This is a genomic window from Micromonospora vinacea (assembly GCF_015751785.1).
GTDB classification, from domain to species: Bacteria; Actinomycetota; Actinomycetes; order Mycobacteriales; family Micromonosporaceae; genus Micromonospora; species Micromonospora vinacea.
This window is the reverse complement of sequence record NZ_JADOTY010000001.1, coordinates 5,818,053-5,836,683: the sequence shown is the minus strand read 5'-3', so window position 1 is coordinate 5,836,683 and position 18,631 is coordinate 5,818,053. Positions and strand designations below refer to the sequence as shown.

The 18,631-nt window shown below is 69.4% G+C and carries 15 protein-coding genes and 1 pseudogene; 10 read left to right on the top strand and 6 right to left on the bottom strand.

The features are described 5' to 3' along the window. Nucleotide 1: 1 nt before the first annotated feature. The 4 genes and pseudogenes from IW249_RS27420 to IW249_RS27410 form a co-directional block, all read right to left on the bottom strand. Nucleotides 2-3,373 (bottom strand): CLIPPER-2 domain-containing protein, encoded by a 3,372-nt coding sequence (locus tag IW249_RS27420; protein WP_443673253.1) that lies wholly within the window; start codon nt 3,371-3,373, stop codon nt 2-4. A 105-nt stretch (nt 3,374-3,478) separates the two neighbouring features. Then, nucleotides 3,479-4,855: pseudogene (locus IW249_RS34505) on the bottom strand (choice-of-anchor A family protein); the annotation flags it as partial. A 162-nt stretch (nt 4,856-5,017) separates the two neighbouring features. Continuing rightward, entirely contained in the window at nt 5,018-5,737 is a 720-nt protein-coding gene (locus tag IW249_RS27415) for a DUF4386 domain-containing protein (RefSeq protein WP_196923393.1), read from the bottom strand. Beyond that, entirely contained in the window at nt 5,734-6,480 is a 747-nt protein-coding gene (locus tag IW249_RS27410; protein ID WP_196923392.1) for an NAD(P)-dependent oxidoreductase, read from the bottom strand. Before IW249_RS27410 ends, IW249_RS27415 begins: the two co-directional genes overlap by 4 nt. Before the next feature lie 431 nt (nt 6,481-6,911). On the opposite strand from IW249_RS27410, the gene IW249_RS27405 reads away from it, so the two are divergent. The 7 genes from IW249_RS27405 to IW249_RS27375 all read left to right on the top strand — a co-directional run bounded on the left by IW249_RS27405 (nt 6,912) and on the right by IW249_RS27375 (nt 12,614). Further along, nucleotides 6,912-7,895, top strand: coding sequence for a zinc-dependent alcohol dehydrogenase (locus IW249_RS27405; RefSeq protein WP_196923391.1), 984 nt, complete (start codon nt 6,912-6,914; stop codon nt 7,893-7,895). Between the two features lie 2 nt (nt 7,896-7,897). Further along, nucleotides 7,898-8,296, top strand: a complete 399-nt coding sequence (locus IW249_RS27400) for a 6-pyruvoyl trahydropterin synthase family protein (protein ID WP_196923390.1) — start codon at nt 7,898-7,900, stop codon at nt 8,294-8,296. Further along, complete coding sequence (locus tag IW249_RS27395) at nt 8,293-9,339, top strand: glycosyltransferase family 4 protein (protein WP_307788724.1); 1,047 nt, start codon at nt 8,293-8,295, stop codon at nt 9,337-9,339. Before IW249_RS27400 ends, IW249_RS27395 begins: the two co-directional genes overlap by 4 nt. Further along, a complete protein-coding gene (locus IW249_RS27390) occupies nt 9,336-10,154 on the top strand; it encodes a methyltransferase domain-containing protein (RefSeq protein WP_196923389.1) in 819 nt (272 codons plus the stop codon). Before IW249_RS27395 ends, IW249_RS27390 begins: the two co-directional genes overlap by 4 nt. A 66-nt stretch (nt 10,155-10,220) precedes the next feature. Next, a complete protein-coding gene (locus tag IW249_RS27385; protein WP_196923388.1) occupies nt 10,221-11,159 on the top strand; it encodes a lysylphosphatidylglycerol synthase transmembrane domain-containing protein in 939 nt (312 codons plus the stop codon). A 58-nt stretch (nt 11,160-11,217) separates the two neighbouring features. Next, nucleotides 11,218-11,910, top strand: coding sequence for a GTP cyclohydrolase II (locus IW249_RS27380; protein WP_196923387.1), 693 nt, complete (start codon nt 11,218-11,220; stop codon nt 11,908-11,910). Next, entirely contained in the window at nt 11,907-12,614 is a 708-nt protein-coding gene (locus tag IW249_RS27375; protein WP_196923386.1) for a RibD family protein, read from the top strand. The genes IW249_RS27380 and IW249_RS27375 overlap by 4 nt, the downstream gene beginning before the upstream one ends. 30 nt (nt 12,615-12,644) lie before the next feature. Here IW249_RS27375 and IW249_RS27370 read toward each other — a convergent pair whose 3' ends face one another. Next, nucleotides 12,645-13,088, bottom strand: coding sequence for a cupin domain-containing protein (locus IW249_RS27370; protein WP_196923385.1), 444 nt, complete (start codon nt 13,086-13,088; stop codon nt 12,645-12,647). Between the two features lie 73 nt (nt 13,089-13,161). Here IW249_RS27370 and IW249_RS27365 point away from each other — a divergent pair, with 73 nt between their 5' ends. Genes IW249_RS27365 through IW249_RS27355 form a run of 3 tightly spaced genes read left to right on the top strand, consistent with a single transcriptional unit; the run spans nt 13,162 to nt 15,607 of the window. Then, nucleotides 13,162-13,770: a hypothetical protein gene (locus tag IW249_RS27365; RefSeq protein ID WP_196923384.1), complete on the top strand. Its 609-nt coding sequence runs from the start codon at nt 13,162-13,164 to the stop codon at nt 13,768-13,770. Further along, nucleotides 13,770-14,837, top strand: coding sequence for a radical SAM protein (locus tag IW249_RS27360; protein WP_196923383.1), 1,068 nt, complete (start codon nt 13,770-13,772; stop codon nt 14,835-14,837). Before IW249_RS27365 ends, IW249_RS27360 begins: the two co-directional genes overlap by 1 nt. Before the next feature lie 44 nt (nt 14,838-14,881). After that, nucleotides 14,882-15,607 carry an SDR family NAD(P)-dependent oxidoreductase gene (locus tag IW249_RS27355; RefSeq protein ID WP_231392670.1) on the top strand — a complete coding sequence of 242 codons (726 nt, stop codon included), beginning with the start codon at nt 14,882-14,884 and terminating at the stop codon, nt 15,605-15,607. 88 nt (nt 15,608-15,695) lie between these two features. On the opposite strand, the gene IW249_RS27350 is transcribed toward IW249_RS27355, so the two are convergent. Next, complete coding sequence (locus IW249_RS27350; RefSeq protein WP_196923381.1) at nt 15,696-18,404, bottom strand: tetratricopeptide repeat protein; 2,709 nt, start codon at nt 18,402-18,404, stop codon at nt 15,696-15,698. Nucleotides 18,405-18,631: the final 227 nt, after the last annotated feature.

The window sequence follows — 18,631 nt, the reverse complement described above, 5'->3', positions numbered from 1 at the left end:
GCTAGGCGCGGATTCTGCGCTGCCGGACGACCAGCAGCAGCGCCGCGCCCAGGAGCACCGCCAGCACGCCGGCGCCCATCCAGAGCCCAGCCGGGAACGACGTACCGGTCACCGGGAGCTTGCCCTTCACCGGGACGGTGATGGTGGACTCGGGTGAGACCGGCGCCGGGCCGTCCGGCGGAGTGCCGGTTGCCGTCGCGGTGTTGCGCAGCGACCCGTGGTGGTAGTCGGCCTTGCTGACCGTGTACGTCGCCGCACAGGTCACGGCCGCGCCGGCCGCGAGGGTGACGGCGCCGTTCGGGGTCCGCTCCGGACCGCAGGCGATCGGGCCGAGGTTGGCCGCCGAGGCCGGCGCGGTCAGGGCGTCGGTGATCGTCACGTCGGTCAGCGGCACCTGACCGGTGTTGGTGACCACGAACTGGAACGGCACATGCTGCCCCGGTCGGACGATCTTGTCGGTGCTGCTCGACTTCACCACCGTGATCGCCGCGCCCCGGGTGGCCGTGACCTCGGCCGAGACCGGCGCGGAGCGTACCGGTGCGGGTGGGTCCTGGCCGGGAATGGTCGGCGGCGTGCCGGCGGCGACGGCCGTGTTGGTGATCCGGCCGGCCTCGATGTCCGCCGCAGTGACCGCGTAGGTAGACGTGCAGGTAGTGCTCGCCCCGGTGGCCAGGGTGACCGCGCCGTTGGCGACCGGTGGGGTGCCGCAGGTGATCGCGCCGGGCGTCCCGGTGCCGGAGAAGTCGGTCTCGTCGACAGTCACCGCGCTGAGCGCTGTGGTACCGGTGTTGCTCACCTCGAACCGGTACGTGACCACGTCACCGGCCGCGGACACCACGGTGGGCGTCACGGACTTGGTGATGGCGATGGCCGGATGCGGGATCGGGATGTCCAGCGGGGACGGTGGTGAGACCGGCGGCGGCCCGAACGGCGGCGTACCGGTGGCCGTGGCGACGTTGCGCAGCGACGAGCCGGTGAAGTCCTCCGCGGTCACGGTGTAGGTCGTCCGGCACTGGATGGAGGCGCCCGGCGACAATGTCACCGCGCCGTTCGGGATGTTCTGCGGACCGCAGGTGATCGGCCCGAGCACACCACGCTCGGACGGCGGCAGCACGGTGTCGTTGACTGTCACATTGGTGAGCGTGAAGCCGCCGGTGTTGACGACCAGGAAGGTGTAGGGCACCTGCTGGCCCGGCGCGGCGATCGCCACGGTGGTCGTCGACTTGATCACGTCGATGTCAGCGACGAGCCCCGCCTCGGGGATGGTCAGCGTCGCCGGTGGCGAGTTCACCGGCGGCTGGCTGCCCGGCGGTGTGCCGTGTGCGGTGGCGGTGTCGGTGACCCCTTCGTTGTCGAGGTCCGCCTGGGTGACGGTGTAGGTGGCGGTGCACGCGGTGGACTCACCCGGTGCGAGTGTGGTGTTCGCGCAGGTGATCGGGCCGAGGTTCGCGTTCGACGAGGGCGGTGCCTGCACGTCGGTGACGTTGACGTTGGTCAGGGTGAGTCCGCCGGTGTTGACCACGTGGAACCGGTAGGGCACCTGCTGCCCGACCGCACCGATCGAGGTGACTTCGGAGGCCTTGACCACCGAGATCGCGGCGACCAACCCAGACTCCGGAATCGTCAGCGTGGACGGCGGCGAGTCGACCGGCGTCTCACTGGCCGGTGGTGTGCCGTGCGCGGTGGCGACGTCGGCGACCGCGTTGTTGTCGAGGTCGGCCTGGGTGACGGTGTAGATGGCGGTGCAGGCTGTCGCCTGACCGGGCGCGAGAGTGGTCTGTGGGCAGGTGATCGGCCCGAGGTTCCCGTTCGACGAGGGCGGGATCTGTGCGTCGGTGACGTTGACGTTGGTCAGCGTCACGCCGCCGTTGTTGATGACGAGGAACTGGTAGGGCACCTGCTGCCCGACCGAGGTGATGGAGGTGGTGGTGGACGATTTCACCACCGAGATCGACGGTGTGACGTCGGCCGCCGGAATGGTCAGCACGACCTGGTCCGAGTCAACCGGCTCCTCGGTCCCCGTCGGGGTGCCGTGCGCGGTGGCGATGTCGGTCAGCTCGTCATGGTCCAGGTCGGCCTGGGTGACCGTGTACGTCGCGGTGCAGACGGTGGTCGCACCGGGAGCGAGGGTGGTCTGTGGGCAGGTGATCGGGCCGAGGTTCGCGTTCGACGACGGCGGGTCCTGTACGTCGGTGATGTTGACGTTGTTCAGGGTGACGCCGCCGGTGTTGGCGACCAGGAAGCGGTAGGGCACCTGTTGGCCCACCGAGCTGATGGCAGCGGTGGTGGACGACTTGATCAGTGAGATGGCAGGGAAGACGTCACCGCTCGGGATCGTCAACGTCGACGGCCCTGATTGGACGGGCGTTCCGCCACCAGGCGGGGTGCCCTGCGCAGTGGCGGTGTCGCGTACGAAGCCGTTGTCCAGGTCGGCCTGGCTGACCGTGTAGGTGGCGGTGCACGCGGTCTGCGCGCCGGGCGCGAGGGTGGTGGCGGCGCAGGTGATCGGGCCGAGGTTCGCGTTCGACGAGGGCGGTGCCTGCACGTCGGTGACGTTGATGGCGGTCAGGGTGAACCCGCCGGTGTTGACCACGTGGAACGAGTACGGCACCTGCTGGCCGACGGTGCTGATCAGAGTGGTCGTGGATGTCTTCACGACCGCGATCGAGGCGACCAGGCCGGTTTCCGGCAGAGTCAGGGTCGAGGGCGGCGAGTTCACCGGGGTGCCACCGCCGGGCGGGGTGCCGTGTGCGGTGGCGGTGTTGGTGACTCCGTCGTTGTCGAGGTCGGCCTGGGTGACGGTGTAGGTGGCGGTGCACGCGGTGCGTGCGCCGGGCGCGAGGGTGGTGGCGGCGCAGGTGATCGGGCCGAGGTTCGCGTTCGACGAGGGCGGTGCCTGCACGTCGGTGACGTTGATGGCGGTCAGGGTGACCCCGCCGTTGTTGACCACGTGGAACGAGTACGGCACCTGCTGCCCGACTGCGGTGATTGACGCGGTGGTGGAGGTCTTCGTCACCGCGATCGACGGGGTCAGTCCGGCTGCGGGGACGGTCAGCGTCGACGGCTGCGAGGTGACCGGCGTACCGCCGCCGGGCGGGGTGCCCCGCGCGGTCGCCACGTTGGTGACCCCGTTGTTGTCCAGGTCAGCCTGGGAGACGGTGTAGGTGGCGGTGCAGATGGTGCTCACGCCGGGTGCCAGGGTGGTGGCGGCGCAGGTGATCGGGCCGAGGTTCGCGTTCGACGACGGCGGGGTCTGCACGTCGGTGACGGCCACGTTGCTCAGGGTCAGACCGCCGGTGTTGGCGACCAGGAACCGGTACGGCACCTGCTGCCCGACAGTCGTGATGCTCGTGGTGGTCGACGACTTCACCACCGTGACGGCGGCGGTGAGCCCCTGGGCCGGGATGGTCAGGGTGCTCGGATCGGAGACGACCGGTGGACCGGTGGGTGGGCTGCCCTGTGCGGTGGCGACGTTGGTGACGCCGTTGTTGTCCAGGTCGGCCTGGGTGACGGTGTAGGTGGCCGTGCAGGCGGTCTGCGCCCCTGGCGCAAGGGTGGTGGCGGCGCAGGTGATCGGGCCAAGGTTGGCGTTCGACGACGGCGGGGTCTGCACGTCGGTGACGGAGATGTTGGTCAGTGGGACACCGCCGGTGTTGACCACGTGGAACGAGTACGGCACCTGCTGCCCGACCGACGTGATCGACGTGGTGGTGGACGACTTGATCAGGGCGATGTCGGCCGGGGTGGCGCCTGCGCAGGACAGGGTGGTGCTGAACGGGAAGTAGTGGATCTCGCCACCACGGTGGTCCAGCGTACGGGTGATGACGCTGCCCTCGGTGTTGCTGGAGGAGAGGTCGGTGAGGCTGGCGTTGGGCGCGTAAATGGTGCCCTCGACGGTGGCGGCGTTCGGGGTGAGGGTGAGCGCGGTGGCGGTCGGGAAGTTGAACAGGATGTAGCGCGCCTGCGGTCCGCCGATCCCGGCGAAGTTCGGGGCCGTCCAGGCGAACGTGTTGCCCACGCCGCTGGTGTCCACGTTCACCAGCAGCGGGGTGTCGGCGGTCGGCTGGCTGGCGAAGGTCAGGATCTGGATGTTGGCCAGGTCGGCGGCGGTCAGGTTGAGCACATTCGTCACGCCCGGGGTCAACGTGACGACGGCGTTGCTGCCTGGCGGGATCGGTCGGGGCAGCACGTCACCGTTCGGCGTCCGCAGCACCACCGTGTTGTCGCAGGTGGCCAGGCCGGCGGTGGTGTCCCGGAAGGCGGCGAACGCGCCGGCGAAGTTGATCGGCGAGGTCGGCCCGACGCTGGGGACCGGCTGCCGGGTGACGAGCTCCACCCGGGGTGAGGCGTCGTAGTCGTTCGCTGGCAGGATCCGGGTGTTGACCTGGGCGCCGTTGTTGTCGGTGTTACGGACGAAGGTGCCGGTCAGGTTGCCGACCTTGGCGTAGCCGTTGGAGAGCACCTGGAGGCGGCTGCCGCCGACGCTGCCGGCGAAGTTGACCCGTCCACCCACGACCAGGGCGCTGGGGTTGGCGTCGCCGGGCACCACGAACGATCCAGCGGTCGCCCCGGCGAGCTGGTAGTTGCCGAAGGTGAGGTCGCCGCCGACGGCGAGGGTTCCCTCGTTCTCGTCGTTGTTCACCGTGGCGTCGCCTTCGGTCATCACGCCGAAGCTCAGCGCCTCGGCGACCGGATCGACCGGGCCGATGGCCTCGTCGACGGCGGCCAGTACCGGGTTGATCGGGGTGGGCGCGGCGGGTGCCGGCACCAGCAGTCCGTTGACCGCCAGCACGCCCGCGACGGCGGACAGCGCCGCCGCCCGTGACCTGCGGCTACCCCACCACGAAATCCTCATCACGCCCCCGTTGGTTCGAATGTGCCAGGGGAGCGTAACGAGCTGATTGTAAGGTTTTGAGGTTTTTGTCCGAATAGCCGGTCCGCCGGTGACGGCGCTGACTCGTACCTCGTCGGTGCGCCAACCTGCAGCCCGGGCGGTAAGGGGCGGCCGCGCCGACGGTCAGCCGCTCTGCCCCGAGTGGACCGGGACGCCGCTGCCGGATGCGGGGTCGGCGGCCAGGTCAGCGGTGATGGGGGAGGGCTGGAAGCCCTTGACGATCAGCCAGATACCCAGCGAGAGCTCCCACAGGGCGATCGGAATGGTCAGCAGGGCGGACGCCGAAGACACCTGTGCCCAGAAGCCGAACATCGTGGCGACGAAGGTGATGGCAAGCAGGAGGGCTCCGATGAACCCGAGCACGGGAAGGACCCGCGGCACGAGGCGGGACTGGTACAGCAGCGGGCCCACCAGGAGCGCGTTCACTGCCGGCAGGAAACCCTGCCCCGTCAGGAACGTCCAGTCGTGCAGGGCGATCAGGGCCGCACCGGTGGCCTGCACCTGCGGGTCGGGTTCGGCCTGCCGCACGGTCACGAGCGTCATGATGACCACGATGCCGGCGACGATGGTGGCTGCCTCCAGGACCCGGACGCCGACGAAGCCCAATGCGAGTGCCTCGTTCTGCCGTTTGACGACCGGGTACAGCACGACAGCGGTGCCGATGCACGCGAGGGCCACCACCATCTCCAGGACACCGCCCCAGGCCACGGCCGTGGCGGTGCCCGCCCCGACGGTGGATTCTGGATCGAGCACCGTCGCGTACAGGCCGAGGATCGGGATCGAGACGAAGGTGAGGAGGTAGAGCACGCCCGCGGCCAGCGCGGTTCTGCGTAGCGGGCTCATGTCGCCCCCTCGCGCCCCGCGCCGGAGTGTGCGAGCGCTGAGGGTGTCTGGCGGCCGACGATCGCCGGTGCCTCGTGCACGAGCTCGTCGTTGGTGAGGGCATCGACCATGAACAGAGCGAAGTCGACTCGACGGGTGCGGTTGCTCTCCAGGATGGGGTCGCCCACGTGACTGCTCCAGACCGGGAGGCCCTGACTGTCGCCCTCTTCCAGGTCGCTGCCGCGAACGACGGTCCATCGGGTGTCGCTGGCGAACACCCGACGGCAGGCATCCACCTGATCGTCCAGGTCGGCGAAGCGGGCGAGTTTCGCCAGCGGGCCGAAAACCTTCACGATGGCCTTCAGCTTCCAGGAGTACACGTCCTGGCCGTCGCGGGTGATGTGCCATCCGCAGGAGAACACGAGGCGTGCCCCGGGACGTGCGTGGTCGAGCACGGCCTGGGCCGTGCCGGCCGAGTAGTGGTCGACCCCACGCGGCACCAGCACGGTCAGTACGCCGTCGCACCCGGCAATCGCGCGAGCGATGACGTCGCGGTCGTCGGTCGCTCCGGCAATGACGGTGATGCGCCCCTTGAACGCGTCGAGCTTTCCCACGCTGCCCTCTCGGCATACGCCGACGACCTCGTAGTCGCGGTCGAGCGCGTGCCGCACCATGTACCGCCCGAGTTTTCCAGAGGCACCGACAATGCAGATCTTCGGCTTGGCGGGTTGCCCGGCGCCATCGCGTGCCTGTGCGTTTTCCATGGCTCTTCTCTTCTTCTTGCCCACTGGGTCGGCGAATGACGAAAAGGCACAAACTGGAGCCGCGTGAAGGGGTGCCGGCCAGGTCGGGGAGAATTGGCGGTACGGCTGGCCACTCGATCTGGACCGTACGCGTAAAGGGGTGGAACAGCAACGGCGGAATGGTCGGTGCGAACTGGAATCGGACGGGAGAACTCCGATTCCGTCATGATTTCCGAACGTCGGCCGCTGGGCTGCGGATCAGCGTGGCGCAGCAGTGTCGACGACCGGTCCAGCATCCGCACCGCCCAGCCTGGCCAGTCGCGGTCTGCGGCCGAGCACGGACCACTTCGAACTGTGCGTGCCGAACTTCCGTGTTTATGATCGACAACCCCCGACCGGGGGTCCGACATGGCCGATCGGTTCGGCCCGGAGCAGAGCTGAGGTGCGCGACGGTGATCCGCGAGGCGTACGCCTGTTGGGTGCGTGAACCCGGCGTGGCCGAGATCCAGCCGGTGTCGCTGACCGCCCCCGGCCCGGACGAGGTGCTGGTCCGGGCCCGCTACTCCGGAGTCAGCCGGGGCACCGAGACGCTGGTCTTCGCCGGCCGGGTGCCCACCGACCAGTACGCCACCATGCGCGCGCCGTTCCAGGAGGGCGAGTTCCCCGGCCCGGTGAAGTACGGCTACCTCAGCGTCGGCGTGGTCGAGCAGGGCCCGCCGGAGCTCCTCGGGCGGACGGTGTTCTGCCTGCACCCGCACCAGAGCGCGTACGTCGTGCCGGTGAGTGCGGTGGTGCCGGTGCCGGAGGGGGTGCCGGCCGCCCGAGCGGTGCTCGCCGGCACCGTGGAGACCGCCGTCAACGCGCTGTGGGACGCGGCGCCGCTGGTCGGTGACCGGGTCACCGTGATCGGCGCGGGCATGGTGGGCTGCTGCGTCGCGGCGCTGCTCGCCCGGTTCCCCGGCGTGCACGTCGAGCTGGTCGACACCGACGCACGCCGGGCCGGCGTGGCCGGGGCCCTCGGCGTCGACTTCGCCAACCCGGCCGACGCCCGCGCTGACCGGGACCTGGTCGTGCACGCCAGCGCCACCGCCGCGGGCCTGCAACAGTCGCTGGACCTGCTCGCCCCGGAGGGCACTGTCATCGAGCTGAGCTGGTACGGCGACCGCCCGGTGCAGGTGTCGCTGGGCGGCGCGTTCCACTCCGGTCGACTCACAGTGCGCAGCAGTCAGGTCGGCATGGTGGCACCCGCCCGACGGGGACGGCGCAGTTACGCCGACCGGCTGGCGCTCGCCCTCGACCTGCTCGACGACCCGGCCTTCGACGCGTTGATCACCGGCGCGTCCCGCTTCGCGGAGCTCCCCGACGTGCTGACCAGATTGACCTCGGGCGACCTGCCCGCGCTCTGCCACCTCATCACCTACGACGACGGAGAGTGACCGTGTTCAGCGTGACCGTTCGGGACCACATGATGATCGCCCACAGTTTCCGAGGCGAGGTGTTCGGGCCCGCGCAACGCCTGCACGGCGCGACGTTCGTGGTGGACGCGACGTTCCGCCGGCCCGACCTGGACGCCGACGGGATCGTGGTGGACATCGGCCTGGCCACCGAGCAGCTGCGGGCCGTGCTGAGCGAAATGACCTACCGCAACCTCGACGACGAGGCGGCCTTCGCCGGGGTGAACACCACCACGGAGGTGCTGGCCCGGACGGTCGCCGACCGACTGGTCGAGCGGGTGCACGCCGGTGAGCTGGGCGCGGGGGCGCGCGACCTGACCGGCATCACTGTCACCCTGCACGAGTCGCACATCGCCTGGGCGAGCTACGAGCGGTCGTTGTGACCGACGCGGGCCGGGCGGTGCACGTCGTCCTGCCCGGTGACATCGACGACCCGGCCACCCCCAGTGGCGGCAACTTCTACGACCGGCGGATCTGCGCCGGGCTGGGCGAGCGCGGCTGGTCCGTCCACGAGCATCCGGTGCCCGGCGCGTGGCCGCACCCCGGCCCGGCCGACCGGGCGACGCTGGACGGGGTGCTCGCCGCCGTGCCCGACGACGCGGTGATGCTGATCGACGGCCTGATCGCCTCGACCGTGCCAGATCTGCTCGCCGCGCACGCCCGTCGGCTGCGCCTGGTGGTCCTGGTGCATCTGCCGCTCGACGACGAGCCGGAGGCCCGCGCGCTGGCCACCGCCCGGGCCGTCGTCACCACCAGCGGTTGGACCCGCCGCGCCCTGCTGGCCCGTCACCCGACGCTCGCCGACCGGATCCGGGCCGCGCCGCCCGGGGTGCGGCCCGCGCCGCCCGCCGCCGGCTCGGCGGCGGGCGACCGGTTGCTCTGCGTCGCGGCGGTCACCCACCACAAGGGGTACGACGTGCTGGTCGACGCGTTGGCCACGCTGGCCGGCCGGCCCTGGACGATGCTCTGCGCGGGCACGCTGACCCGGGAACCGGACCTCGTGCACCGGCTGCGCGACCGGTTGACCGGGGCGGGCCTCACCGAGCGGGTGCGGCTGGTCGGCCCGCTGACCGGCGCCGCGTTGGACGACGCGTACGCCACCGCCGACCTGCTGGTGCTGCCGTCGAGAGGCGAGACGTACGGCATGGTCGTCACCGAGGCGCTGGCCCGCGGCCTGCCGGTGGTGGCCACCGAGGTGGGCGGCCTGCCGGAGACGCTCGGCCACGCACCCGACGGTGACCGACCGGGACTGCTGGTCCCGCCCGGCGACCCGGCGGCCCTGGCCGCCGCGCTGGCCCGCTGGCTGGACGACGACGCGCTGCGCGCCCGGCTGCGGCGTGCCGCTCTCGCCCGGCGTGACACCCTGACCGACTGGCCGGTGACCACCGCGCTGCTGGCCGGCGTGCTGAAGGAGGTGGCGGAATGACCGTCGAGGAGACCCTGCCGTTCGCCGACTGGCTGCGGTTGCGTGAGCCGGCCGACGCGGCGGCGCGCGCCGAGGACCTGCTGGACGCCGTCCGGGCCCGGCTGACCGGGGACACCCCGACGGTGATCCACGACCTGGGCAGCGGCACGGGCTCGATGAGTCGGTGGCTGGCCGCCCGGCTGCCCGGACCACAGCACTGGGTGCTGCACGACCGGGACGCCGACCTGCTGGCCCGGGCCGCCGCGGGCATGACCGGAGTGACCGCCGCCGACGGCGCCCCGGTGACCGTCCACACCCGCTGCGGTGACCTCACCCGGCTGACCGCAGCCGACCTGGCCGACGGTTCCCTGGTCACCGCGTCCGCGTTGCTGGACATGCTCACCGCGGAGGAGGTCGAACGGGTGGTGGCCGCCTGCGTCGGCCGGCCCGCCCTGTTCGCCATCTCGGTGACCGGGCGGGCCCGGTTCACCCCGGCCGACCCGCTCGACGAGGCGGTCGAGGCCGCGTTCAACGACCACCAGCGGCGTACCGTCGAGGGCCGGCGGCTGCTCGGCCCGGATGCCGCCGCCGCCACCGCCGCCGCGTTCGCCCGACGCGGCGTCGACGTGCGGGAACGGCCCAGCCCGTGGCGTCTCGGCCCGGAGCAGGCCGACCTGACCGCCGAGTGGTTCCGGGGGTGGCTGGGCGCGGCCTGCGAGCAGCGCCCCGACCTGGCCGGCCCCGCCGAGGCGTACGCCCGCCGTCGGTTGGCCGACGCGGCGGCCGGCCGACTCACCGTGCTTGTCGAACACACTGACCTCCTCGCTGGTGGATGAACCGTTCACGCCCTGGGTACGTGCACTAGGGCAAGTGGACGATCTTCAAAGGGAGGGCCGGCGCCGATGTTCTGGGCCTGGGCACGAGTGGTCGGCGGGGTGGGTCTGCTCGCCGTCCTGCTGTGGCAGGTGGGCAGTGGCCCGTTCCTCGCCGGAGTACGACTGATCGACGCGCCGACGTTGGCAGCGGCGCTGGTCATCGGGGTGCTCACCACTGTCTGCGCGGCGTGGCGGTGGAGCCTGGTCGCCGGCGGCCTCGGCGTTCGCCTACCCCTGGCGACGGCGGTGGCGCACTGCTACCGGGCCGTGTTCCTCAACGCCACCCTGCCCGGCGGGATGCTCGGCGACGTGCACCGGGCGGTACGCCACGGCCGTGACGCCGGTGACGTCAGCCGGGGCATCCGCGCGGTGGTCTGGGAGCGTACCGCCGGGCAGGTGGTCCTGATCGGAGTCGCGCTGGTGGTGCTCGCGGCCTTCCCGTCCCCGGTCCGGCCGTACCTGCCGGTCGCCGCCGCGCTGCTCGTGGCCGGCGGGCTGGTCGCCGTGCTGCTGGCCCGGGTCCTGCCCAACGGCGGCGGGTCGCGCTGGGCGACGGCGCTGCGTACCGCCGTGGCGGACGTACGCTCGGGGCTGCTGGCGCGGCGCACCTGGTTCGGTGTGCTGGTCGCCTCGGCCGTGATGGTCGCCGGTCACCTGGCCACCTTCCTGGTGGCGGCGCGTACCGCCGGATCGGACGCCCCGCTGTCCCGACTGCTGCCGCTGACGCTGCTCGCACTGCTCGCCATGGGCCTGCCGTTGAACGTGGCCGGCTTCGGCCCGCGCGAGGGGGTGGCGGCGTGGGTGTTCGGCGCGGCCGGCCTCAGCGCGGCCGAGGGTGTCGCCACCGCCACCGTCTACGGCGCACTGGTGTTGGTGGCCAGCCTGCCCGGTGCCGCCGTGCTGCTGGCCCGTCGGCGTCGGATTCCAGTCGCCGCCCGGGAAGCCGCCTCCGGCGGAGACTGTTGAGTCGGTTGTGAGACGGTACGCGTCGCCGGACGACGGTGGCCCCGGACAAAGGAGTCCCATGCCCGAAGCATTGCCGGTTGCCACGATCCGCACCCAGGTCACGGTGCCGCTGACGTTTCCGGACGGCTACACCACTACCGCCCGGGTGTTCACCTTCAAGGGCCTGGTGGACGGCCGGGAGCACCTGGCCCTCGGCCTCGGCGACTGGGCGGGCGCCCTGGACCGGCTCGCCGCCGGGGGAGAAGCCCCGCTGGTCCGTCCGCACAGCGAGTGCCTGACCGGCGACGTGTTCGGCAGCCAACGCTGCGACTGCGGGCCGCAACTGCGCGAGGCGGTGCAGCGGATCGCCGAGACCGGCGGTTTCCTGCTCTACCTGCGACAGGAGGGCCGCGGCATCGGCCTGTACGCCAAACTCGACGCGTACGCGTTGCAGGACGCCGGGTTGGACACCTACCAGGCCAACGTCGCGCTGGGTCGGGGCGAGGATGAGCGGGACTACAGCGCCGCCGCGCAGATGCTGGCCACGTTGGGCGTGCCGCGGGTGCGACTGCTGAGCAGCAACCCGGACAAGGCCGAGCAGTTGACCCAGCTGGGTGTGGACGTGGCCGAACGGGTGCTCACCAGCGTCTTCCTCTCGCCGGCCAACGCCGACTACCTGGCGGCCAAGGCGGCCAAGGCGGCCAAGGCGGCCGAGGTCGAGGCGGCGGAGACGCTCGCGGGTAGTCCTTCTGAGCGGCCCGTCTCCCGATGAGTTGGCCGTCGGAGTCGACGCGCCCGTACGTGCTGCTGAGCTGTGCCGCCTCCATCGACGGGTACATCGACGACGCCTCCGAGCAGCGGCTACTGCTGTCCAACGAGGAGGACCTGGACCGCGTCGACGCGGTCCGGGCCAGCTGCGACGCCATCCTGGTCGGCGCCGGCACCGTCCGACGTGACGATCCTCGACTGCTGGTGCGTTCCCCGAGCCGCCGGGCCGAGCGGGAGGCGACCGGCCGGCCCGCCTCGCCCACCAAGGTCACCCTCACCGCTCAGGGTGACCTCGACCCGACCGCCCGCTTCTTCACCGCCGGTGACGCGGCCCGGCTCGTCTACTGCGCCACCGGCGCGCTGGAGAAGACCAGGGAACGGGTCGGCCGACTGGCCACCGTCGTCGACGCGGGTGAGCCCGTCGACCCGGGCTGGGTGCTGACCGACCTGGCCGCACGGGGTGTGCAGCGGTTGATGGTGGAAGGCGGCGGGACGGTGCACGCACAGTTCCTCGCCGCCGGTCTTGCCGACGAACTGCACCTGGTGGTCGCCCCGTTCTTCGTCGGTGACGGTCGGGCGCCCCGGTTCGTCGGCGAGGGTCACTTTCCCTGGCATCCGGGTCGCCGCGCCCGCCTGGCCGAGGCCCGGCAGATCGGCGACGTGGTCCTGCTCCGCTACGCCCTCTCCAGCCGTTTCGGCGGAGCCTGACGATTGTGAGGAACACGAGAGCCGCAGCTCTCAGGTCACGTAGCGGATCTCCCCGGGTTTGAACATGGGTGCGAAGACAGCGAAGAACGCCACGTCTTCAGTGCCGCAATTTTCGATGCTGGCGACGGTGCCGGCTTTGACGGCGACGTATACCGGACCCGTTCGGGCCGTGTCGTGTGGCTCGGACCGACGCCCGTCGGTGATCAACCGGAACGTTCCACGATAGAGGTAGATGATCTCGTCTCCGTCGTCCGGACGGTCGTGATAGTGCGGCGTCTGGACGGCTCCCGGCGACACATAACCCACGGCAGCGGACGTGAATGGTGTGTCGGGAAGTATGGCAACCGCAATGTTCTCTTCGTCCGACCTGGTGAGCGGCACGTCGTGTACCGGGATCACTGACACATCGGGGATCCAGCCCATCGCGTCACCGTAGCAGCGGGAGGCGGTGGAGGCGAGGCCATTGGCTGACATCCGACCATCGTGGTGAAAGGTGAGTCCTGCTTCATAGACTTGGTCGGACATACGTCAACGTGGGGCAAACACTATGACGCTTGTCGATTTTATTTCCGATCTCAACGAGGTCAGTGAAAGTCAAAGCCTGGCCGACGTGGTCGCGGTGGCGGCGGATCGCCTCAGCGCGGAGGAGATCTCCCACGAGAGTGTCGTCGACGAGCTGCGTCGAATGACCGAAGACGAGCGGCAGGGGATGTTGTGTCGTTCGGTCGACACCACCACACATCTGAAGTTGTCGCTCGACCAGAACGCGCATCGTGCGCTGCGGCTCTGGCTGCACGTCTACAAGGGATGGCCTCCGTCGGAGGGTAGGTTCGCCGCATCAATACACGATCACCGGTACGCCTTCGTGAGCAAGATTCTCCGCGGAGGTTATGTGGAGCAACGGTGGACGATCGAATCCGACCGCGTGTCGCCACTCCGGTCCGCGAAGCGCGGCGTGAACTCGCTCAACATCGTCCGCGCGGCGGACGTGCACTCCCTGGTCTCCGTGGAGCCCCGCACGGTCAGTCTGGTGCTCCAACTGCCGGCCGAGAGGTCATTCAGTCGTGTCTACCACCCCGACCGGGGAGCAGCCTTCACCTCGATCCCGGACCTCGAAGCGCAGTACGCCGACTTTCTCGCGAAGGATGACCGGTGATGACGGATCCCGACCTGCTGGAGGCGTTTCTTCGGGACGATCCGCAGGCACCCCCACGTACCGCCTTCGTCAACATCCTGAAACGGTGCAACGCCCGCTGCCGCTACTGCACCGACTGGCGCGCCTCTCGCGACCCCCGCGGCGACCCGAGCCGAAAGCTTCTGCGTGCGCTCTTCGCCGACCTGGTGGAACTGGGGATCGCCGACCTGGTGGTCAGCGGTGGCGAGCCTTTCCTGCGCCGCGACGTACTCGACGTACTCGCTGACGCGGTGGCGCTCGGCCTTGCCGTCCGCGTCATCTCGAACGGGAGCGCACTGACCCGGGACCACGTCGACGCGCTGGCCCGCTTGGGCGTCGGACGGGTGGGTATCTCGATTGACAGTCTGTCGGAGACGCGGATGCGCGAGCTTCGTGGACTGCCGGTCAAGCGGGTCATGGCCAGCATTGAGATGCTGGCGGCTCAGCATCGCGACAATCCCGCAATGCGAGTGTCGCTCTTCGTGACCGTAACGCGGCACAATATCGACGATCTTCTGCCCCTCGCCGCATACGCCGAGAAGCTCGGGATCTCGATCCAGTTCCAGCCTGTCCACTGGGCCGGCACCGGCACTGAGCAGGAAATCCTCGAAGAACTCTGGCCCACGGCTGCCGAGGTCGACCGCTTGGCCGTTGTCATCGGCGAACTTGTCTCCTGGCAGCAGACCGGGACCTCCCCGATCGCCAGTAGTGACCGCTACCTTGCCCAGATGCCGGGTTTCTTCGTCAACCGCACCTTTCGTCCGGCACGCTGCACCGTCGCCTACACCGACGTGGTCATCGACCAGGACCTGAATATGCGACCGTGCTGGTCGATGGATCCGGTCGGATCGGTCGCGCGGGAGACGGCAAGTCGTCTGTGGACATCGGAGCAGATGCGGGCTGCCCGTGCGCAGATCAGGAAAGGCGGTTGCCCCGGCTGTCTCTACAGCTGCCATATCAACAAGCCGCACGTCGAGCTTCCCTCGATACCTGGCATACCGGAGAGCCGTGGTGGCGAGGGCGTGTCCGCGCTTGATCGACCGGTATAGTCGGCGTCGCTCGTGGCCGCCAAACCGGAAAGGCTCTGCGCCCCATGTCTGAACGACCGATCGCGCTAGTTACCGGGGCATCTCGAGGCATCGGACGGGCGGTGGCGCAGAAGCTTGCGGCCGACGGCTTCCGAATTCTTGTCAACTACCGAGAATCTGGTCAGGCGGCCGAAGAGCTGGCAGAGGAACTTGACGGTGTGGCGGTCATGGCGGACGTCTGCGATGTCGACGCCGTACGCCGGTTGGCCGCCGACGTGGAGTCGCGATTTGGGCGGCTGGACGTCCTGGTCAATAACGCGGGCGCCACGCTCGCCGGGCCCTGGTCCGAGATCACTCCGGCGCAGTGGGATGCCACTCTCCGCGTCAACCTGTCGGGTGTCTTCACCTGCATTCAGGCATTTGCCCCTCTGCTGACCCGCTCCGGCAACGGCCGAATCGTCAACATCGGCTCTACCTACGCGGACATCGGTTCCGGCTTCGTGGCCGGCTACGCGGCGGCCAAGGCCGGCGTGGTCTCGCTGACGAAGGTGTTCGCGAAGGAGTTGGCCCCCTCCGTGACGGTCAACGCCATCGCTCCGGGCAACATCGACACCGAAATGACCCGGTCGGCCGGCGCCGAGTTCTTGGACCAGGTCATCGCCCAGACGCCGCTCGCTCGACTGGGTCGACCTGAGGAGGTCGCCGGTGCGGTATCGTTCCTGGTGTCGGAGACGGGTGGCTTCATCACCGGTCAAACCCTGGTGATCGACGGCGGACATCGCCTCCGGTAACCTGACCCGCCCGGAGTGACCGCTCGGCTGGGCCGGTGTGCGATCGCCGAGGACGAGCGTCGTCGGCCGAAGTGGTCGCAGGTGGTGCTCAGGGCACCAGCTGCGCGCGCAGCGCGTCGCACGACTCGATGCCCACCCCGGCGCCGATCCGGACGTACAACTCGCGGGCCGCCGCCAGATGGTTGAGGGCCGTCCGAGTGTCGTCGCGGTGCGCATAAGCTCGGGCGACCTCGTAGTGCAGGTGCGCCCAGTTGTGGTCCTCACCGTACTTACGGGCGAGGGCGAGCACGTCGTCTGCGCTGTCGATGACCTTGTCATGCTCGCCGAGTGCCAACCGGAGCCGGGCCATCCCGACGTTGAGGAACACGGCGGTCCGGTGGTCACCGTCCGCCGCGCAACGAGCCAACGTCTCACGGAGGAGGCCGTCGGCTTCGTCGAGCCGTCCCATGTCGATGAGGTGCAGCGCGAGCCAGCCCTGGAACCCGATGAGCGCCCAGACGACGCCACGTCGGCGTGCGAACGTCACCGCCTCGTTCAGGATGGCCTCGGCGGTGGGCGATCGGCGCGACACGGCGATGATGCTTCGGACGAAGAACATCGAATCCGTGAGTGCGTCGTCCGGCGCCGGGACCAGCCGGTATTCCTGCTCGGCCCTCGCCAGCTCCATCTCTGCGCGGTCCACGTCTCCAGAATGGAACAGCACCGAGGTGCGATGGGCCTTCAGCCGAGCGCCGTCGATGGGCGCGAGCTGGAACGGTGGGGCCAGCAGGGTCGACGTGTGCGCGAGGAAGTCGTCGAAGTGCCCGAAGGTGATGGCGAAAGGATAGAACGCCTGGAGCAGCTCCGCCGCAAGATCCACCTTTCCCTGGTTGAGCAGGTTGTGGATGCTGGTGAGGCAGTTCGCCCGGTCCCGGTCCCAGTCGCCCAGCTCGTAGCCGGTGCGCCAGAGCACGTCCGCCTCGATGCGGAGGTGCTCGGCCAGGGCCGGGACGTAGGCGTCACCGATCTGCTCCATCGTCATCGCCGACGTCACTGTGTCGAGCGAGGCCTTCTCCAACACGAACCGCTTGATGATGGGCAGTACCGAGTATCGGTCGGTCACCTGGTCGTAGCCGACGAGGTTGAGCGTCGACAGGACCGAGATGGTGCGGGTGATGTCGGAATGCTGCATTCCTAACCGGAGCAACGCGTTCTCCAGGAGGCGACTCGGAATGGTGCCGGGCGGATGGGCCAGCAGCCGGAGGGCGACGCTGCCCCCCTCGTCGGAGACGTGATCCACCGCGCTCTGGAAGAGGTATCGCAACATCTCGTCGTCGTCGAGTTCCGGACCCGGCGCAAGGTGAGGAGCGCCCGAGGCCAGTCGGCCGACGAGCCACTGAACGGCGAGCGGGATGCCTCCGGACGTCTCGGCGATCCAGTCCACTGTGGTCGGCGGACGGCTCAGGTGACGTCGCTCAAGTTCGGACCGGACAAGCTCGGCGGACTGCCCCGGGTTGAGCGGTTGGAGGCTGACCCGCCGACGTACGTCCACGCGTCGACGGCTCGTGATCAGGATGGAGCACGACTGCGGAAGGTCGCGCAGATACGGAAGAATCCGGGTGTCGGCGACGGTCTCGAAGTTGTCGAGCACCAGCAGGCAGGACATCTCCGCCAGGGCCGCGACGACGCCGATCGCACGCTGCGGCGGCGGTAGCCGAAGCAGGTCCCGTCGATCGAGTGTGATCGCGATGGTGGTCGTGAGGTCGGCCAGGTCGGAGGTGCTCGTCGCGGTGGGGACCTCGCCGCTGGTCTGCAGGATCGTGGTGCGGGCAGACAGCCAGATGATGGTGTCGTACTGGTTGCTGTGCAGCATCTCGTGCGAGATGTGCAGAGCGAGCGTTGTCTTGCCGGCGCCGGCCGTGCCCTCGATCAGGAGGATCTCCCCGGTGCGCTGGCCGAGGAAGGTCCGTAGGTAGGCCAGTTCGGAGTCTCGGCCGATGAGGCGGCTGGTCGTCATCCGCGGCAGGTTGTGCAGCGCCGTGCGACCGCCGGTCGAGGCCGGTCGCAGTGGCGCGGGTGAGGACGGCGTCGCCGGGCGGGCGCTGGCCGCTGGTCTCACTGCCCCGAGAATTTCGTTCCGCAGGTCCAGGTAACCCGGGTCCGTTGGCGAGGATGGTCGGATCACTGTCTTGTGCGAGCCGGGGAGGATGCCGTGCGAGCGGAAGTGCCCGTATGCCGACGCTCGGAGCACGATGCCGTCGCTCTCAGCGGCAAACGCGATGAGCGGGATGGGGCAGGAGTTGGGTGACACCCGATCGGCCTTGTCCACCTGGGACACCACGTGCCGGTGGATGTCCGCGATCTCCTCGTCGAGCGGACGCAGCCTGCGCTCTTGAGCGTGCGGGAAGAGCCACCCCACGCTTCGACGTGGAGTCAGGAAGATGCCCGATCCACCGTTGGGGCATGCGATCAGCACCATCTTCTTGACGACCGTCAGCTTCTCCGCCTCACCGCCGGCCAACATCCGCGACAGGAAGGTCTGGAGGACCAGCCCGCCCTGACTGTGGGTCACGAAGATGATCTGCTCGTATTCCTCCCGGTATCGGAGGAATCGAGTGCGCAGTTTATCGGCGACGGTCCGATATGTCGGAGTTCTAGTGAGGAATCGATTTCCGATGAGACGCGTCTCGTATTCAAAAGTTTGGTAATCGACCCTGCCTGCGACTTTCTCATCTGCCTTGAGGAGCTCGATCAGGATGTCCCACGCCTGCGGGCCGCTGGCGATGCCGTGGATGAAGATGAGCAGAGTTGGCTTCACGAGCAGCAGCTCCCACCGGCGTTGAGGGATTTGCAGATCTGGGCAGAGCCATTCGGCGGCGCTTCGACATCATGATATTCGGCTGCTTCACATTCGCGCGCGTCGGCCATGCCTCGCAGTGCAGCCGCAGATGTTGATCTAACGTGGATCACAAACCCGCTGGTCGAGACGCTGATGGCGGCGGTCGGGATGGGAATTGCGCTCGACGGAAGTGCTGAATCGCGACA